Source organism: Acidisoma sp. 7E03 (genome assembly GCF_054665075.1).
This window is the reverse complement of the sequence record NZ_BAAFHE010000041.1, coordinates 1-2798: the sequence shown is the minus strand read 5'-3', so window position 1 is coordinate 2798 and position 2798 is coordinate 1. Positions and strand designations below refer to the sequence as shown.

Sequence of the window (2798 nt, the reverse complement as noted above, 5' to 3'; positions counted from 1 at the left end):
TTGGGTTCGGGGTACACAGGCACCCGGAAGTATGCTTCCATCGGGTCCATGAATGCTGAGCCCGAGGACGGTCCGGACGATGTCGCGGCGCTGACACAGGCGCTGACGGCAGCCCGCGCCCAGGCATCGGCGGCGGAACAGAAGTAAGCGGTCGTTTTTATGCGCCTAGCGACACCTGCAGGGGAGATATGACAACGGAAGCTGTGCGACAGCGTTTGTAGGTAATTTTATGTTTAACGATAAAAGCCCGATGGTGGTGTTGCCCCGTGGCGAGGTTTGCTCCAATCGGCGGCGCCGGTGGAGCGAGGTCGATAAGGGGCGGATTGTCGCGGAGAGCTTTGAGCAAGGCCGGACGACGTCAGAAGTTGCCCGACGTCACGATGTGACCCCGCAGCAGCTTTTCGAATGGCGCCGGCAGGCGCGACGGGGTGAGCTTGCCGTGCCGGTGGCGGATGAGATGCCCTTCGCGGAGGTGGAGATTGGGCTTGAGGAGCAGGCCCCGGCCGCTCCGCAGGTCAGAGACGAGCTGGAACTGCTGATCGGGCGGGTGACGATCCGCGTCACGGACCGGACGGATCTGGGCCTTCTGACGAAAGTCGTGCAGGCGCTGCGGGGCATCGCGGCATGATCAGCTTCCCGACGGGCGCCAGGATCGTGGTGGCGGCCAAACCTGTGGATTTCCGCCGTGGCGGCGAGAGCCTGGCCGCACTGGCGAGGGAGGTGCTGAAGGAAGATCCCTTCGCGGGGGTGATCGTGATCTTCCGGTCCCGCCGGGCGGACAGGGTCAAGATCATCGCCTGGGATCAGACCGGACTGGTGATGGTGTGGAAGTCGCTGACGGGCACGGCCTTCCGGTGGCCACCCATCGTGGACGGCTGCATGCGCCTCTCGGCAGCCCAGGGCGCCGCCCTCTTCGAAGGCCTCGAGTGGAGACGGGTATACCCTCAGGACCCGGCCGCGGCACCGACCGCGGTACGATAAAACCCTTTGTCCAGCATGGGTTCTTCTTCGTCTGTCTGGCTGGGCATGGTACAAAATCGGCAGGATGAGCCACGCCGATCCAGCCCGTTCTGAGCCAGCCACCGCGCCTCCCGACGCAGAGACGGTTGACGGCCTGCGCGACAAAGTCCGACGGCTCGAAAACCTTGTCGCGAGCCTTGAGACGCTGATCGGCCAGTTGAAGAAGACCAATGACGAGTTGCGCGCGCTGAAATTTGGCAAACGGTCCGAGAAACTGCCTGCCGATCAGCTGGCTCTGGGGTTCGAGGATATCGACCTTACCCAGGCCGCGCTGGAAGCCCAGATCGAACGGCTGGAAGACGAGAAGCAGGCGCTGATTGGTGGCAAGCCCCGACGTCAGCGCGATCCTCATGACGCCCGGGCCGCACTGCCTGCCCATCTGCCGGTCGTGGAGGAGGTGCTGGAACCCGAGAGCCTGGAATGCCCCTGCTGCCACGGGGCGCTTCACCGGATCGGGGAGACGAGTGCCGATCGCCTGGACATCGTGCCGGTGCAATACCTGATCCGCCGCACCGTGCGGCCGAAATACGCATGCCGATCCTGTGACGGCCAGATCGTCCAGGCCCCGGCACCCGCTCATGTGGTGGAAGGCGGCCTGCCGAGTGAAGCTTTGGTGGCGCAGGTTCTGGTCGCCAAGCACGCGGATCATGTGCCGATCTACAGGCAGGTGCAGGCCATGGCGCGGCAGGGCATTCGCATCAACCGCAACGTGGTCACCGGCTGGGCCGGACGAGGTGCGGGGGAACTCGTGCCGATCTGGCGGCGGATGCGCGAGATCCTGCTTGGCGGTTCGCATCTCTTTATCGACGAGACCGAGGTGCGCGTCCTCGATCCTGGCCGCGGCCGCACCAAGGTCAGCTATTTCTGGGCTATCGCCCGGGATGGCAGGTCCTATGGCAGCCAGGACCCGCCGATGGTGGTCTTTGCCTACGGCCCGGGCCGCGCCGCTCTTCATGGCGGGCGCGCTTTGGAGGGTTTTGCCGGTGTCGCGCAATGCGACGGGTATTCCGTCTACAAGACGCTGGCCAAAGAGCGGCCCGAACTGAGGCTCGCTCATTGCTGGAGCCATGCTCGCCGCGAGTTCTTCAAACTCCTGAAGAGTGACGGTTCAACGCCACTCGCAGAAGAGGCCGTCCGGCGCATCCGGGCCTTCTACGCCGTTGAGGACGATATCCGTGGGCGTTCAGCGGCTGAGCGCCAGGCTGCACGTCAGGAGCGAACCGCGCCGCTCGTGGAAAGCTTCCGGCAATGGCTGCTCGATACAAAGGCCCGGATTATGAAGGGGGCCTATCTCGAAAAGGCCATCGACTATGCGATCGACCATTGGAAGGGTCTCACCCGCTTCCTTGATGACGGTCGCCTGGAGATCGACAGCAACACCGTCGAGCGCGCTCTGCGCCCCCTCTGTCTGACCCGAAAGAACAGCCTTTTTGCCGGCAACGATGGCGGTGCCCAGAACTGGGCTGTCACCGCGTCCATCGTCGAAACCTGCAAGCTATTGGGCGTGAACTCTCATGTCTACATCACCGACGTGCTGACCAAGATCGTCCAGGGCTGGCCAAATAGCCGCATCGACGAACTGATGCCCTGGGCCTGGCAGCCGCACGCCGTTGACGCCAAGGTCGCAGCATAGCCCGCCACCTCCGTCAATAAGTCACGCCCCAGGCGGAAAACGACCGCTTACCGTCTATCTCGAGGAGAAGCGGGATGACTTTCCCCGCACCCACGACCTGTACAAAGCCATCAACTACATGCTGAAGCGGTGGCCTGCCTTCACG

General features: G+C 63.7%; 3 protein-coding genes. All 3 read left to right on the top strand.

The annotated features are described in order from the left end of the window. Window positions 1-229 precede the first annotated feature (229 nt). The 3 genes from tnpA (at window position 230) to tnpC (ending at window position 2653) form a co-directional block, all read left to right on the top strand. On the top strand, window positions 230-628 hold the full coding sequence (gene tnpA, locus ACYQ6W_RS22515; RefSeq protein ID WP_459678517.1) for an IS66-like element accessory protein TnpA: 399 nt from the start codon (window positions 230-232) through the stop codon (window positions 626-628). Continuing rightward, window positions 625-981 (top strand): IS66 family insertion sequence element accessory protein TnpB, encoded by a 357-nt coding sequence (gene tnpB / locus ACYQ6W_RS22510; protein WP_459678514.1) that lies wholly within the window; start codon window positions 625-627, stop codon window positions 979-981. Before tnpA ends, tnpB begins: the two co-directional genes overlap by 4 nt. A gap of 64 nt (window positions 982-1045) precedes the next feature. Continuing rightward, entirely contained in the window at window positions 1046-2653 is a 1608-nt protein-coding gene (tnpC, locus tag ACYQ6W_RS22505; protein ID WP_459678511.1) for an IS66 family transposase, read from the top strand. The last annotated feature ends 145 nt before the right edge of the window (window positions 2654-2798 follow it).

Excerpts from the sequence above, each read along its gene's own strand:
- tnpA (WP_459678517.1), top strand. The coding sequence starts at position 230 with ATGTTTAACGATAAAAGCCCGATGGTGGTGTTGCCCCGTGGCGAGGTT.
- tnpB (WP_459678514.1), top strand. The coding sequence starts at position 625 with ATGATCAGCTTCCCGACGGGCGCCAGGATCGTGGTGGCGGCCAAACCT.
- tnpC (WP_459678511.1), top strand. The coding sequence starts at position 1,046 with ATGAGCCACGCCGATCCAGCCCGTTCTGAGCCAGCCACCGCGCCTCCC.